Origin of the sequence: Amycolatopsis sp. NPDC058986 (genome assembly GCF_042741125.1) — a bacterium.
In the GTDB taxonomy this organism is placed as follows: Bacteria; Actinomycetota; Actinomycetes; order Mycobacteriales; family Pseudonocardiaceae; genus Amycolatopsis.
Map to the genome: position 1 here is coordinate 26,985 of NZ_JBHYJW010000014.1, position 13,338 is coordinate 40,322.

Here is a 13,338-nt window from a genome sequence, read left to right on the forward strand (position 1 = left end):
ACGCGGCGGGCTGGCAATGACCGTGCGGGAAGCGGACTCCCTGGTCAGGGGCTGCTCCCGCTGAGCGGGATGTTAACCCGCCGGACCAGCCGAGATGATCCGCTACCACCTGTCCGGGTGATCCACTACCGCGTCGGAGTTCGGTAGGCGTCGCCGTTACGGCACGGCACGCAACTGTTCCCGACGATGATCTGTTTCGTCGTCTGCGAACAAGTGTAAATGCTCATAGAGTATTCGTGATATTTCACGAGATCGAACGATGAGGCCTTCAAGTTTTCCCGCCTGAGCCTCGCGGATAAGATGGCCGCTGTACGCCGGTTCGAATGTCAAATACCTCTCTGGGGGAAACATGAACAGGAGTTCCGGGGTTTCCGCGAGGCGCTCGAACACGGAAGCCGGTGAGGACATTCGCGTTGTCTTACTCGATGCGGTGCCGATCTTTCGTGAGGCGTTGGCGGAACGTATCGGCAGGTCCTGTGGCATGATGCTGCATCGGGTCACGCGCAGGGTGGCCGCGGCAGCGCATCTTTGCGAACAGGGTGGATTTGATGTGCTGATCATGGACAGCCTGCTCGATCCACGCGGCCATCTTGTGCGGTTCGCCGCTACCTCGGGTCGGCGCCTGGCGATACTTTCGCTTGTTCGTGAGCCGTTGATCGGGGAATTCTACCTGCGGACCGCTCTTCGGGCCGGAGCGCATGGACTGATCCGGCGAGCCGCACAACAGGATCAGCTGTGGGAAGCGGTGGCCAAGGTGTTCCACGAACGGTACTACCTGGATCCCGGTCTCGGTTTTCTCCTGAGTGAACAGGATCCGACACGGGATCGTCGCGCCTTCGGCGGGTTGTCCAGGAGAGAGTTCGAGGTACTTCAGCAGGTGGCCGACGGCTTGACCACCGTGGAGATGGCGACGAAGTTGTGCATCTCCACGGAGACGGTTCGCTCGCATGTCAAAAGCATCTGCCGGAAGCTGGGTGTTCACGACCGCACGCATGCCGTCGCGGAAGGCTTCCATCGAGGTCTGCTCACTCCCGACATGATCGTCCGGCGGAACGCTGCCTGAGCGATTCCGCGTGACCGTCAAGGGCTCGCCTCTACCCGGCCGTCGGCGATCGCCTGGACGAGGGCCTGATGGTCCCGTTCGGACTGGTCGGCATAGGCCAGCGCGAAGTCCGCGATTGCCCGGTCGAAGACATCGCCGGAACCGAGATAGGCGGCGATGGCCACGCGGTCACCGGTTCGGGCGTGCGCACGAGCCAGGGTCCAGCCGCACAGCTCCGCGTAGCGCTGCAACTCCGCCGGCCTCAGCCTGGCGATGTCCACCGAACCCTTCATGTCCCGAAGTTGCCGCCAGTAGTAGTGCAGGCCGTCCTCGGCGGTCAGCCAGCCGAGGAAGATGTCGCTGGCCGACTGCATCAGCCGCTGTCCCGTCACCACCCGCTTGCCGTGCTGCCGCGGATGCCTGCCACGCAGGTGCTTCTCCAGTACCGAGGCTTCGGCCTGCTTGACCTGTAGCAGCAAGGGATCGCCGAGATCGCGTCCGATCAGCAGCACGATGTAGCACCGGGTGCCGACGCTGCCGACGCCGACGACCTTGCGGGCGACGTCGATGGGCTGGAACCGGTCCAGCAACCGTTGACGGTCTTCCTGAAGCGTGCCGCGGTAGGCGTGGAACAGATCCAATGTGGACGGCAGGACGTCCTCGTCCGGCGGATGCTCGACCAGGGGCGGATCGTCGACGATCCGGCGGGTGTCGCCCAGGCGCACCGTGAGCTTCTCGAAGGCCTGGAGGTTGTCGCGACGGCGAGCGGCCTTGACGACTCGCTTGGCCCGCTTGCGCTGGGAGCTTTCGGTGAGCAGGGGCCGAAGGTCTTCGGCGCTGGCCCTCGCGTACCACACGTCGAGGTCTCCGCGCTGGGCGAAATCGCGCATGGCCCGCCGGTAGGCCGTCGCCGCGGCCAGCGCCGCGGACCGGCCCACCGCGTCGTCCCACTCGTTGCTGCGCGCCGCCACCACCACGCTGGCCGCCAGCCGCTTGACGTCCCATTCCCATGGCCCGGCCAGGGTCTCGTCGAAGTCGTTCACGTCGAACAGCAGGGATCGCTCGGGAGAGGCGTACAGGCCGAAGTTGAGCAGGTGAGCGTCTCCGCAGGCCTGCACGGAGATCCCGGAGATCGGTGTGCCTGCCAGATCGGCGGCCATTCCCGCCGCGGCTCCCCGGAGGTAGGCGAACACCGACTCGGCCATGCGCCCGTGCCGGATCGGCACCAGTTCCGCGACCCGGGTCGCCGCCTGCTCCCGCAGCACGGCGACCGGATCGGCGCGGTCTCTCGGAACCTCCCACTCGGCGTGGGCGGTTCTGGGCGCCGTCTTACGGGCGGCGCGGCCCGACGCGGCCCGCTCCGCGACGGTGGGGTGGTTCATGCGACCGTCCATAGTGGTCGCAGTATTGAATGCCGGGTGACGTTTCGCAACCGGGGTCGGCGCCTGGAAATTCCGCGAAATGATGGAGTTGGCAAGCAGCTGCGCACCGTGAGCGCAACGGCCAACTCTGCCGCTGCCATGAATCGCCTCTCCGTAGCCGACGCGGCGCGCGCCTCCTGGCTGATGAGTCGTGGCAGCGCGTGACCTGGTTACGCGTGCCGGAACGGGCGCAGGACGCGGCCCGGCCACGTCCCACCAGAGCTGACTGACCGGGGCTCGGCCCGGCACGCCGGTAGGAGCAAGACGTCGTGGCCGCTGTGCATCGAACAGGCTGTTCGCGGTGCATGTCTGGGGTGAACAGGTCAAGCGTCGGCCTGGACGGGGAATGGACATGGACGATGGATTCGTGCGCAGCGATCTCAGCGCAGCGCTGCGCGCTGTGCAGCTGACAATGAACGACGGTGCGTTCGGCTCGGCGTATGACCATGCGCTCGACCTGACGTCGGCGAAATCTGCTGTTGCCGACGTTTCCGCTGGTCAATCGGTGTGGGGCAGGCTGGTGCGAAATGCCGACTTTTTCCGCACCATGGCCGCCAGGCCATGATGGGAAACAGCGCGCCGCAGGCGCTCGATATTCACTACCTGCTCGCGAGTTCCGCGCTGTGGTGGGTGACCACGGCGGTGGTCGCGCTCACGATCGCGATTATTGTCCTCCACCGACACTTCCGTTCCCGCCACCTCCGCTCCAAAGTCGGATACGACCTCCTCCCGACGACGAGCTTCGACCCGTCCCTGCAGGGCGTCCTGGGGTTCGCGCATCAGCTTGGCCGGGTGCGTCCGGTGCACGGCTGGGTGCCGAAGGCGGCGGTCGGTGTCCGGATTCGCTTTAGCACAGATGATCTTACGGGAAGATGATCATGAGTGTGGAAGGTCGAGCGTCGATTACTGGCGTGATCAACAAGCTGGTGTACCCGACGTCGAAATCCGCCGGAACTCCACCTCCGAGGGAGAAACCACCGCCCGGCACCGAGGTGAAATGTCCTCTGTGGATGGTCGGGACGCAGGGAGAAGCTTCCTTCCCCGTCAGGACGCGGGTGCAGGCGAGCCTGAGGAGGGAAGCCGATGAGCAGGCTGCGGGATCTTCTGGCACAGCAAGGTACATCCGAACTGGGCGCCCAGGAGAACTCTCTTTCACCATCGATCGGCACGGCCGAGGAGGGCGGTGTGGCCGCGTGTGGTCGCACCGTGCGGGACGCTGTCGACTTGCATGTGGCGCGGGCGGAGCTGGTGCTGGCGCGCCCGCCACGGTTTGCGTTGAAGGCGTTGCCGGTGCGCCCGGACGATCCGCTGCAGTCGCTGGCCAACGCCCTCGGCGACGTGCGCCCGGATCTCGGCGAGAAGGTCGATGTGTGCCTGGACCTGATTCCGTTGACTCCGGCGAAGATCCGCCACCTCGCCCGTCAGGCGGCCCAGCACGCCGGTGGTGATTCCGGGGTTCTCCGGGCGGTCGGCAGTGGTGTCGCCGAGGCGGCCGGGGAGGTTCTAGGGGAGTTCCTGCCGAACGCGCGCGGCGCCGGTCGCGGAGCACCACGGCCAACTGCTCGAGGGGCCGCGTCGTCGGCGAGGGCGGCGGTGAACAAGTTCGCGACCGACGAGCCGGTGTTCGCCGTGCAGGTCTTGATCCGGTGCCAGTCGGAGATTCCCGGCCGCGCGCAGGCACATCTGCGCAGTGTGATCGGCGCGTTCGACGTCTACCGCGGCGAGAATTACTGGCGGGCCCGCGGGCCGCGGATCCTGGGCTGGCACGTCGGCGCCGACACCCCGATCATCCGCCGGTTGTTCGACCGGCGGTTCCGCACCGGCCTGGCGAAAGCCCGGTCGTAGGTCCGTCCATGGTGGAGCTGTTCGGGCAGCACGCGCTGGATGTCGTCGAGACCGGACGCGCCTTCCTGGACACCGCGCGCCGCCACGGCCACGACTGCGGGCCTTTGGCGTGGACGCCGGAGGTCGCGCACCGCTACCGCGATCAACGCGTGCACGGCGGTGCCAACCGCGACGTGCTCGTCGCCGACGCCGTCCTGCACTACACCCTCGTAGAGCCCTCCGGGAGGCGCTCGCAGCGCACCTTCTTTATCGAACTGGACCGCGCCACGATGCCGGTGGCCCGGCTTGCCGCCAAGCTGCGCAACTACGTCCGCTACCACGACTACGTCCCCCAGTACCCGGGCGCGACCGGGCGTCCGGCGTGGCAGGAACGCTATCCGCGATTCCCGCGCGTGCTGTTGGTGCTCTCTGGCGCCGCCGAGCATGTCCTCGAGCAGCGGCTCGTCGACCTGCGGGCCCACGCCCAGGCCGATTCCGCGATGGCACTGGCCGGCGACCGCGTCCGCATGCTCGCGACCAGCCTGCACCGGCTTCGCACCGGCGGCCCGCTGGCGCCGATCGCGGTTTCACTGCTGGGCACCGACACCACCCCGATCTCGCCGTTCACCCGGCTGACAACAGGCACATCATGACCGCCGCCCGCGTCGAGGAGTCGGCACCTGCGGTGGTGGAGCAACTGGGAAGGTCACCCCGGTTGCGGCAGCGTCGCTTCACGTTGCTGCCGCTGCGTGGTGACGGGAGCCCGTTCACCGACGTGCAGGGCCGGATGCCGGGGAGAGCGCCGCGCCGGCGGAGCTGGCGGACCTCATCTCCTCGATCGCGACGGTCGGGGTGTTGCAGCCGGTTCTCGTCGAGGAGATCACGGCAGAGGATGGGAAGCCGCCGTCGATGCGTCTGGCGGCGGGGGAGCGGCGGCTGCGGGCCAGCCGGTGGGGCGCGGTCCATCTGCCGGACAACCCGCACTTCGCGGCACTGCGCGCCGTCGTGTGCCCGGGGCCGTTGTCGGATGAGGAACGGCGGATCTGGCAGCTGGTGGAGAACCTGGCCCGGGAGAGTCTGCGACCCGGCGAGCTGGTGGCTGCACTCGTGCTCGACCGGTGCGCGGTGCTGCTCGGGAAACTCGTCGCAAGCGGGCACGCCGTTCCGGCCGAGGTGTATGCGATCGATGATCCGATCGCGCGGTTTCAGGCGATGGAACGCATCCGCGGCACCGACCGCTCCTGCGCCGCCCCGTGGTCGGAAGTGCTGTCACGGCTGGCCCAGCGCGGACCAAGGATCGCTGACGGGGACACCACCACGAGAACCTACGGAACAGCAACACTTGGCTGTGTGATCACAGGCTGTTTCTGCCGTTGCGTCAGACCGAGTTGTCGGCTGGTTCAGCGGGGATCGTGGTGCAGGGTGTGGTGGGGTGGGTGGCCGTAGGTGGTGCGGTAGCGGTGGGCGAAGCGGCCAGGATGGAAGAAGCCCCAGCGGGCGGCGATCTCGGTGACCGTGACTCCGCTGCCGGGGTCGGCGTCCAGCAAGCCTTGGTGTGCCTGCTGGAGGCGGGCTTGGCGAAGGTAGCCCATCGGGGTGGTGCCGCGGTGTTTCCGGAAGGCGTATTGCAGTGCGCGGATGGTGACGTGGGCGGCGGCGGCGATGTCGGCGGCGGTGATGTCCTCGTGCGCGTGGTCGTCGATGAACGCGATCGCGCGGCGCAGGGTCGCGGGGTGGGCGTCGTGGTGGTCTTCGATGGTGGGCTCAGCGCAGGCGGTGTTGGGGAAGGCGCCCAGCAGCGAGGCGGCCAGCAGCCGCCCGGCCGCGCCGGCGACCAACGGTTGGCCCATGACCTCGGGCTGGTCGCGCAGACCGGCGGTGAGGTAGTCGATGGTCGTCCTCATGTGGCGGCCGAAGGCGGGACTGTGCGGGCGCAGGCTGGTGAAGCGGACCGGCGTGTCCCGCCGGGTGTCGGCGGTGGCGGCGACCTGGCTCAATGTGGCGAAGGGGAGGATAGTGGTTTGGACGGCGCCCTCGCGCCACTGCGCCCAGTAGGCACTGCCGTCCTCGGTCTTGTTGTGCACGAACACGTCGCCGGGACCGAACCTGTGCTCGGCGCCCTCGCAGTGCAGGTCCAGCGTCGTGCCGCAGTGGCTGATCAGCAGCGTCGACGGCAGTGGCGACACCGTCAGCGCCATCGTGTCGGGCTGCGCGGCGATATTGACCGAGAACGCGTCGGTTGCCATCCGGGTGTGCCGGTAGAAGTAGCCGACCTTGCGGCCGGTCAGCTGAATGCCGATGCCGTACAGGCCCGTCAAGAACTCGCCCGCCTGGTCGTAATCGGTGGTCTCGAACGCCAGACGCTGGTGTGACGCGGAAACGGCGGCCATCGCCACCACTCCTCAACCTCGCGGGACTGTGAGGGCCGTGCCCGGACCATAACCTCCCACACGATCCCGGCCGCCACAACACCGACCGTGTCAACCCAAGTAACGCTGACACAGTCACTGTCGGTCAGGATTAGCGAGCCTGCGCGATCGTAGATCCCGCCACCGGCTGCCTGGAAAGCGACCTCGGCCGGCAGCGCGGAGTTCCCGGGCACCGTGGAGTGGTTCCGTACCGCGGTGCCTTCTTCGTTGTCGATCCCTCCTCCGGCTGGTCCCTGCTGGCAGGTCGCGCTCGCCCTGCGCCTCCGCACGACATTGGCACCCATCGCTATGCCAGTAGCCGCCCGAGGACCAGGGCGAATGGGCCAGACTCTTGGCTGGTCGCCGTCGGGGCCAGCACACCCGGAGTGGAACTGCCGTCACACCCGCGGAAGACGCTGGTAAATGTGTACACAAAGCGCTGTCCGACTCCGAAGTTCCAGACAGTGAACTTTCCGGTAAGTCCCTCGACGGTGACAGCGTACGAGGAGTCCTCAAAAACCCCCAAGGGAGCCTCGCCAGTGAGGTTCCCATTGCTGTTGAAATGAAACGCGTAGCCCGCACCCGCATAGTGTTTGCCAACGTAGTCCTCGGGCACCGTGCCGCATTGCTGCTGTGCGCCATGCTCCTGTTGGTATGCGCTGGCCGGTGGCGCAGCGCATACCACCCCCGCCACCATCATCGACATAACTCCGACGAGCACCCTGTTCATCGCCGCGACCTCCTGCGCGTGGCCGGGAGCCACGCCCTTCTTGTTCGCTCCGATCCAGCGTCACTCCGCTGCCGCGCCATGACCAGTCGCGGCGAACACGATGCCCCGGACGGGGACGTGCTCCCACCCGACCGTGAGACACCCTGCCGCCGCGACGCGGAGCAGGACACACCCGACCCCGAATCAACACCGACATGCTCCGAGACCGCTGCGAGGCCTGCTGCACGTCGCCGGATCCCCGCACACCGACGCAGTCCGACCCAGTCACGCGTTGATCGAATGGGTATTCAGACAGGCACTAATCGTGTCGTTTAAGCGCGGAAAGTGAGTGTGGCCGAGTGCATGGCCGCGCGTCACAGCTGCCGACCGAGGCCAAGCCCGCGCTATTCGCGGGATGCCGACATAGTGCCCGAGCCGCGACGCTACCAGGTTCGGTGACGAAAGTGTCGACCGCTTGCCATGGCTGCTTGGCGACACTCGAATGAGTGTATTTTGTGGCACCGATATGGCAGACCGCCCAAAATATGTGTACCCGAAGTGGTTAAGCCACTCACGTGTCAGGGAAGCTTCGATGCGATCACGCCTGCTCGCCCTCACTTGCGCTGCCGCCCTCTCGGGCTTTTCACCTTCACGCTGACGTCCCTGCCCCGGCTCCCCTGCCTGCCAAAGCGACCTGGTACGGCGCCCCTGCAGTTACACAACGGCTTTCATCATCTCGCGGATATCGGAGAGTTGTTCGGCCGGTTTGTTCGGGCGAAAGGATCATCGGAGGTTCGTGTGCTTCGGGGCGGTCGTGGCCGTGGCGAGGTTGTCGAGGAATGTGGTGATCTCGTCGAGGGCGTGCCGTCCTTCGGGTAGGAGGGCGCTGAAGAGTTGAAAGACGTGTACTTGGTGTTGCCACAGCTGGAGTTGTACGGGGACGCCGGCGGCGCCGAGTGTGGTGGCCAGTCGCCGGTTCCCTTCTCGGAGGGGTTCGCGCGCGCCCAGTTGCAGCAGTGTGGGTGGTAGTCCGGTCAGGTCGGCCTCCAGGGGGCGCAGGCTCGGGGGCAGGTTGGTTCCGGCGCCCAGCATCCGGGCCGAGCGGGCAGCGAAAGGGAGGGAGAAGAACGCGTCGCGGGGCGCGCGTCGGGGGTGCCGGTAGTCGAGGTCGTACCACCCCGACAGGCTGATCAGCGCGGTCGGCATCGCCAGGCCGGCGTCTCGTGCCGCGACGAGCGTGCCCACGGCCAGGTTGCTTCCCGCGGAATCACCGGACACGACCAGGGGAAGTGCCGGGTTACGGTGCCGGGCCCATTGGTACACGGCGAGGCAGTCGCCGGTCATCGCGTCCGCGTTGTGCTGTGGTGGATGGCGGTAGTCGAACAGGATCACCTCGGCGTCGGCGGCTCGGGACAGCCGGTAGGCGAATTCGCGATACACCGCGGCCGAGCCGAACACGAAGCCGCCGCCGTGCATATGCAGGATCGTGCGCTTCGGCGCGACAACCGTGGATGCTCGCGCGATCCGGGCGGGCACACCCGCGGCGTCGACGGCCTCCCAGCTCCGGTCGGTGTCCGGCCCGTGTGCGCGCAGTGCCGGTCGCAGCAGGGTCACGAGCGCGGGGTCGATGGCGCCGAGCGCTTGGGGAGTGTGCGGCCACACGTTGCCTAGGGGCCGTCCGGTGGTGCGCAGGAGTCCCGCCAGGGCGTAGGACTGCCAGCTGGTGCGCGCGTGCTCGGTGATCCGGGGAGGTATCGGTGTGGGGGGCGGTTCTTTCTCGGGGGAGTCCGCCATGGTCTGCTCCTTTGCAGCGGCAGGGTCAGCCGGTGTAGCCGAAGATCTTGGCCGCGAGGTCTGACATGACTTCGCTCGCGCCGCCGCCGATTCCGGTGATGCGGGAGTCGCGATAGTGGCGTTCGACTTCGCTCTCGCGCATGTAGCCCATGCCGCCGTGCAGTTGCACGGCTTCGTCGACGATGTACTTGCACGCCTCGACCGCGGCGTTCTTGGCCAGGCAAACCTCACCGAAGACCTGTTCCCCGGCGGCGTAGCGGGTCGCGATGTGGCGGGTGTAGGTGCGGGCGAGTTCGACACGCTGGCGCATTTCGACCAGCTTGTGTTGCACCACTTGGCGTTTGATCAGCGGTTTGCCGAACGTATTGCGCTGGCGGGTGTAGTCGACGGCGAGCTCCAGGCAGCGTGCCGCGATGCCGTAGGCGTGCAGGGCGACACCGATGCGTTCGGCAGCGAACTGCTGCATGAGCTGCGGGAACCCGCCGTTCTCGGGCCCGACGAGATTGCGGACGGGCACCCGGCAGTCGGTGAACGACAGTTCCGCGGTGTCCGAACACCACCAGCCCATCTTCTCCAGCTTGCGCGAGACCGTGAAGCCCGGTGTGTCGGTGTCGATCACGAGCAGGCTGACCCCGCCGAACCCTTCACCGCCGGTGCGGACGGCGGTGGTGACGTAGTCGGCGCGGGTGCCCGAGGTGATGAAGATCTTGGAGCCGTTGACGATGTAGTGGTCGCCGTCGCGTACCGCGGTGGTGCGCAGTGCCGCCACATCGGATCCGGCGTCGGGCTCGGTGACGCCCAGGGAGCCGATCTTGTCCCCGGCGGCGGTGGGCCGCACGTAGCGGTCGATGAGGTACTCGTCGCCGGAGGCCACGATGTGCGGGGTTGCGATGCCGAGGGTGAACAGCGCCGAATGCGCCCCCGAGGAACCACCGGCTTCGAACCAGGCTTCGGTGGCGACCACGCCGTCGAGGACGTCGCCGCCCTGTCCGCCCACGGCTTCGGGGATGGCGATGCCGAGCAGGCCCGCGTCGGCGGCCTTCCGGTGCACGTCGCGCGGGATGCTGCCGGCGCGTTCCCACTCGGGCAGGTGGGGGTAGATCTCCGTGTCGACGAACCGATGCACGGTGTCGCGCAGCAGGGTGCGTTCGGGAGTGTCGAATTCGTGCATGGGGCGTCCTATCGTCCGCGCCAGACCGGCGCGCGCTTCTCGGCGAAGGCCCGCACGCCTTCGCCCGCGTCCTCGGAGAACAGTGCGGTGGAGGCGATCTCGTTCTGCCTGGCGAAGGCGTCGGCCGTGGTCCAGTCGGTGGTTTCGTCGATGATCTGTTTGCTCGCGGTCAGGCTCAGCGGCGCGTTGACCGCGATCTCGGCGGCCAGTTCCAGGGCCGCGTCGAGCGCCCGGCCGGGCTCGGCGAGCACGTTGACCAGACCGAATTCCGCCAGCCGGGTGGCGGGCATCGGGTTGCCGGTGAGCGCCAGCTGCATGGCGATATTGCGGGGCAGTCGTTCCCGCAGCCGGTATACGCCGCCGCCCGCCGCGACCAGCCCACGTTTGGGCTCGGGGATACCGAACTGCGCATCGCTCGCCGCCACGATGAGGTCCGCGGTGAGCGCGATCTCGCAGCCTCCGGCCAGCGCTGGGCCCTCCACCGCGGCGATCAGCGGTTTGCGCGGGGGCTTGCCGGTGATGCCGAGGGGCCCGCGGTGTTCGGTCATCGGCACTTCTCCGCGGGCGGCGGCCTTGAGATCCATTCCGGCGCTGAAGAATCCACCGGCTCCGGTGATGACGGCGACCTGGGCGTGAGGATCGGCCTCGAAGGCGTCGAGGGCGCGCTCGATCGCGGTGGCCATGGCGAGGTTCACGGCGTTGCGGACCTCGGGCCGGTTCAAGGTGATGACGGTGACCGGCGCCCGGCGCTCCACGATGACCGGGGCCGGTGGCGGTGCGGGGAGGGCGACGGGTTCGGTTGCGCTGAGGGCTATCTCGGTGCCGGACACCGTCACCGGCAAGCCCACGGCGTCCCCATCCACCAGTTCGCCGACGATATCCGGCTCTTCGGTGCGCACCAGCACGCGAGCTCCGTCGGGGGTGAGGAGGCTGAGGATCGCCGCCTCGGGCTGGTTGTCGCGGCCGAACGGGACGGTGTATGCCTCGACGATCGCCGGTCCGTCGTGGCCCACCCGTACTGGCCGGGACGGCGGGTGCTCGATGATCGGCCGGAGATGCGCGTACGGTCGCGCCGGGGGCATCGCGGAATACACGCCTATCGCGTGTTTGGTCACATACCAGCCCAGTGATGTCGTCAGACCATAGGTTTCGGGCTGCTCGCGCAATCGTCGCACCATCGTGGCCACCGCGTGGCTGCCGTAGTTGTTGCCCGGACCGCCGCCGAAGGTCAGTCCGCCGGTGAGGGTCAGCGGGCGTTGCGGGTCATCGACGGGCAAGCCGAGTTCCCGGGCCGCGATCTGCACCGCCGACGGGAAGCAGGCGTAGAGGTCGGCGTGGGCGACGTCGTCGATGGTGATGCCGGTGTGCTCGAGCACGGAGGAACCGAGCGTGCGGATGGCGGGGGATGCCGTCAGTTCCGCGCGCTCGGTGGCGAACCACTCGTCGTGCCCGGACGCGCCGGCGTGGACGAAGACCCATTTCTCCTGCGGGATACCGGCTTCGGTGGCCGCGGCGGCACTGCACAGGATGAGTCCGCTGGCCATGTCCACCTGCAGATTCGCGCACAGCAGTTTGGTGTAGGGCGCCGAGACCAGGCGGTTGCCGGCGGTGGCGGTGAGCAGTTCCTCCGCGTCGAATTCCCGGGGCTGCCATGCGTTCGGATTCGCCGCGGCCACGGCGGAGAAGCGTGACCACAGCTCACCCACCGCGCGGGCGTGTTCCCGCACGCCACGACCGAGCCGATGCCGGTTCGCCGATTCCAGCAGGGCATACAGATAGATCGGCGCGCCCAGGCCCACCGCGGTTTCCGCGTCGTTGTTGCCGGGCCGGTCCACACCGACCACACGCGTGGGCGAGACCTGCGGCCCCTGCTCCGGCCAGCGCACCTCGGTGCCCGCGCGCTGCGCCGCCGCCAAAGTCGCGCCGGCCTCGGCGCCGGTCAGCAGGACGACCCGGTATTCGCCGTCGGTGATGGCTTGCGCCGCCTCGTTGATCAGGAGCTGGCCGCCGTCGCCGCCGAACGGTGTGGACTGCACCGTGCCGGCCGGGCTGGCGCCCACGGCCGTGGCCACCAGCGCCCCGAGGTCACGGTATTGCCAAGAGGTGCACGCCACTGCGAATACCGCGTCGGCACGAGCCAGCAGCGCCTCTCCCGCGGCGGCATCGGCGGCGGCCTCGCGCAGCGCCCGCACCGCCAGTGTCGCGGGGTCACGGGCGGGATCCGGTTGCCGTGCCACCACCTGCCCGGCCCCGACCAGCACCGGCGTGTTCGGGGGAATCATCTGCCCGGAAGCGTTGTGCAGCACGGGTTTTCCCGTGGTTCGGCGGCCGGTCGACGGCGCGGCCGCGGCGAGTGCGGCGGGCAGGCGTTCGAGCGATTCCCGCAACGCGTCGTTCAGGCTGCGCACCAGCGAGGCACCCAGCGGGCCCTCCACGGGCTGGCCCGACAGACCGGCGTCGAAACTGACCAGCGCACCCTCGCCGCCGGCCCGGACCGACAGCCAGAATCCCATCGCGGTCCCCATCGGACCGTCGCCCCGTAATTCCAGCGCGGTGTCGTCGACGGCGGCGACGGTCCAGGTGACGTCGGCGGGAATGCCCATGAACCTCGCCTGCTGCACGAAGGTCAGGCCCGGGTGCGCGCCGGCCGGCGGATCACCACGGAATCCGGCGTGCAGGGTCAGCCACTCGGCGAACCGGCCCGGATCGGTCAGATACGCGCCGACCACCTCCGGTGGTACCTCGACTGTGGTGTCGGCATGCGCGTGACGATCGAACTGCGCGAGACCCGGTGGTGGAAGGTATTCGGCCGGATCCGGCGTGGGCGACGGTTTCCCGGGTGCGCGGCCCACCAGTCCGCTGACAACGTCTCGCAGGATGCGGGGATCGCGGCGTGCGGCTGCGGCCAGTTGCTGCGCGGTCCGCAGGTGCGCGCGCAGCGTCCGCAGCGGTTTCGGGGGACGCCCCAT

General features: G+C 68.2%; 12 protein-coding genes. 6 read left to right on the forward strand and 6 right to left on the reverse strand.

From position 1 onward, the window contains the following. The first annotated feature begins 349 nt into the window (after positions 1-349). Positions 350-1,063 carry a LuxR C-terminal-related transcriptional regulator gene (locus tag ACFW0G_RS15025; RefSeq protein ID WP_378325764.1) on the forward strand — a complete coding sequence of 238 codons (714 nt, stop codon included), beginning with the start codon at positions 350-352 and terminating at the stop codon, positions 1,061-1,063. Between the two features lie 17 nt (positions 1,064-1,080). Here ACFW0G_RS15025 and ACFW0G_RS15030 read toward each other — a convergent pair whose 3' ends face one another. After that, positions 1,081-2,424: a DUF2252 domain-containing protein gene (locus ACFW0G_RS15030; RefSeq protein ID WP_378325765.1), complete on the reverse strand. Its 1,344-nt coding sequence runs from the start codon at positions 2,422-2,424 to the stop codon at positions 1,081-1,083. A gap of 391 nt (positions 2,425-2,815) precedes the next feature. Between ACFW0G_RS15030 and ACFW0G_RS15035 the strand changes: the two genes are divergently transcribed. The 5 genes from ACFW0G_RS15035 to ACFW0G_RS15055 all read left to right on the forward strand — a co-directional run bounded on the left by ACFW0G_RS15035 (position 2,816) and on the right by ACFW0G_RS15055 (position 5,733). Then, a complete protein-coding gene (locus ACFW0G_RS15035) occupies positions 2,816-3,028 on the forward strand; it encodes a hypothetical protein (protein WP_378325766.1) in 213 nt (70 codons plus the stop codon). Then, positions 3,025-3,339, forward strand: coding sequence for a hypothetical protein (locus tag ACFW0G_RS15040; RefSeq protein ID WP_378325767.1), 315 nt, complete (start codon positions 3,025-3,027; stop codon positions 3,337-3,339). The genes ACFW0G_RS15035 and ACFW0G_RS15040 overlap by 4 nt, the downstream gene beginning before the upstream one ends. A gap of 207 nt (positions 3,340-3,546) precedes the next feature. Next, positions 3,547-4,308, forward strand: coding sequence for a hypothetical protein (locus ACFW0G_RS15045; RefSeq protein ID WP_378325768.1), 762 nt, complete (start codon positions 3,547-3,549; stop codon positions 4,306-4,308). A gap of 8 nt (positions 4,309-4,316) precedes the next feature. Beyond that, complete coding sequence (locus ACFW0G_RS15050) at positions 4,317-4,940, forward strand: replication-relaxation family protein (RefSeq protein WP_378325769.1); 624 nt, start codon at positions 4,317-4,319, stop codon at positions 4,938-4,940. 202 nt (positions 4,941-5,142) lie between these two features. Continuing rightward, complete coding sequence (locus ACFW0G_RS15055; protein WP_378325770.1) at positions 5,143-5,733, forward strand: hypothetical protein; 591 nt, start codon at positions 5,143-5,145, stop codon at positions 5,731-5,733. Here ACFW0G_RS15055 and ACFW0G_RS15060 read toward each other — a convergent pair. The 5 genes from ACFW0G_RS15060 to ACFW0G_RS15080 all read right to left on the reverse strand — a co-directional run bounded on the left by ACFW0G_RS15060 (position 5,688) and on the right by ACFW0G_RS15080 (position 13,338). Next, complete coding sequence (locus ACFW0G_RS15060; RefSeq protein ID WP_378325771.1) at positions 5,688-6,677, reverse strand: helix-turn-helix domain-containing protein; 990 nt, start codon at positions 6,675-6,677, stop codon at positions 5,688-5,690. The genes ACFW0G_RS15055 and ACFW0G_RS15060 overlap by 46 nt on opposite strands. A gap of 325 nt (positions 6,678-7,002) precedes the next feature. Continuing rightward, on the reverse strand, positions 7,003-7,425 hold the full coding sequence (locus ACFW0G_RS15065) for a hypothetical protein (RefSeq protein ID WP_378325772.1): 423 nt from the start codon (positions 7,423-7,425) through the stop codon (positions 7,003-7,005). 762 nt (positions 7,426-8,187) lie between these two features. Continuing rightward, positions 8,188-9,198, reverse strand: a complete 1,011-nt coding sequence (locus tag ACFW0G_RS15070) for an alpha/beta hydrolase (RefSeq protein ID WP_378325774.1) — start codon at positions 9,196-9,198, stop codon at positions 8,188-8,190. Between the two features lie 25 nt (positions 9,199-9,223). After that, positions 9,224-10,369, reverse strand: a complete 1,146-nt coding sequence (locus tag ACFW0G_RS15075) for an acyl-CoA dehydrogenase family protein (RefSeq protein ID WP_378325776.1) — start codon at positions 10,367-10,369, stop codon at positions 9,224-9,226. 8 nt (positions 10,370-10,377) lie between these two features. Continuing rightward, positions 10,378-13,338, reverse strand: coding sequence for a crotonase/enoyl-CoA hydratase family protein (locus ACFW0G_RS15080; RefSeq protein ID WP_378325778.1), 2,961 nt, complete (start codon positions 13,336-13,338; stop codon positions 10,378-10,380).

What these genes read in the sequence shown, in the direction of transcription:
- ACFW0G_RS15025 (WP_378325764.1), top strand. Translation starts at nt 350, where the DNA reads ATGAACAGGAGTTCCGGGGTTTCCGCGAGGCGCTCGAACACGGAAGCC.
- ACFW0G_RS15030 (WP_378325765.1), bottom strand. Translation starts at nt 2,424, where the DNA reads ATGAACCACCCCACCGTCGCGGAGCGGGCCGCGTCGGGCCGCGCCGCC.
- ACFW0G_RS15035 (WP_378325766.1), top strand. Translation starts at nt 2,816, where the DNA reads ATGGACGATGGATTCGTGCGCAGCGATCTCAGCGCAGCGCTGCGCGCT.
- ACFW0G_RS15040 (WP_378325767.1), top strand. Translation starts at nt 3,025, where the DNA reads ATGATGGGAAACAGCGCGCCGCAGGCGCTCGATATTCACTACCTGCTC.
- ACFW0G_RS15045 (WP_378325768.1), top strand. Translation starts at nt 3,547, where the DNA reads ATGAGCAGGCTGCGGGATCTTCTGGCACAGCAAGGTACATCCGAACTG.
- ACFW0G_RS15050 (WP_378325769.1), top strand. Translation starts at nt 4,317, where the DNA reads ATGGTGGAGCTGTTCGGGCAGCACGCGCTGGATGTCGTCGAGACCGGA.
- ACFW0G_RS15060 (WP_378325771.1), bottom strand. Translation starts at nt 6,677, where the DNA reads ATGGCCGCCGTTTCCGCGTCACACCAGCGTCTGGCGTTCGAGACCACC.
- ACFW0G_RS15065 (WP_378325772.1), bottom strand. Translation starts at nt 7,425, where the DNA reads ATGAACAGGGTGCTCGTCGGAGTTATGTCGATGATGGTGGCGGGGGTG.
- ACFW0G_RS15070 (WP_378325774.1), bottom strand. Translation starts at nt 9,198, where the DNA reads ATGGCGGACTCCCCCGAGAAAGAACCGCCCCCCACACCGATACCTCCC.
- ACFW0G_RS15075 (WP_378325776.1), bottom strand. Translation starts at nt 10,369, where the DNA reads ATGCACGAATTCGACACTCCCGAACGCACCCTGCTGCGCGACACCGTG.
- ACFW0G_RS15080 (WP_378325778.1), bottom strand. Translation starts at nt 13,338, where the DNA reads ATGGGGCGTCCCCCGAAACCGCTGCGGACGCTGCGCGCGCACCTGCGG.